At 48.5% G+C, this 577-nt stretch carries 1 protein-coding gene; it reads left to right on the top strand.

Translation table 11 applies throughout. The features are described from left to right. Positions 1–577, top strand: a 577-nt coding sequence (locus ACWHAR_RS30145; RefSeq protein ID WP_452088811.1) for an FtsK/SpoIIIE domain-containing protein, incomplete at both ends; no start/stop codon positions are given.

The raw sequence follows: 577 nt of genomic DNA, 5'->3' as shown, positions 1-577 counted from the left end.
CGGCATTCAGCAAAGATGGCTGACAAGTGAATCGTCGAAGTCGCTGTCAGTGCCGATCGGCTATAAAGGGAAAGATGACATTGTGTATCTGAACCTTCACGAAAAAGCACACGGTCCGCACGGCTTGCTTGCGGGGACAACGGGATCAGGGAAAAGTGAATTTCTCCAGACCTACATCTTGTCACTTGCAGTGCATTTTCATCCGCATGAAGCGGCTTTCTTACTAATTGACTATAAAGGCGGAGGAATGGCGCAGCCGTTCCGCAACATTCCCCACCTCCTCGGCACGATCACAAATATTGAAGGAAGCAAAAACTTCAGTATGCGTGCGCTTGCTTCCATTAAAAGCGAGCTGAAAAAAAGGCAGCGCCTGTTTGACCAGTATCAAGTCAATCACATCAATGACTATACAAAGCTGTACAAGCAAGGGAAAGCAGAAGTGGCGATGCCTCACTTGTTCTTAATTTCTGATGAGTTTGCCGAGCTGAAAAGCGAGGAGCCTGATTTTATCAGGGAGCTTGTCAGTGCCGCGCGTATCGGACGAAGCCTCGGCGTTCATTTGATTTTGGCGACACAG

The organism is Bacillus sp. LR--39 (assembly GCF_053613335.1).
This window is presented reverse-complemented; position numbering and strand designations above follow the sequence as displayed.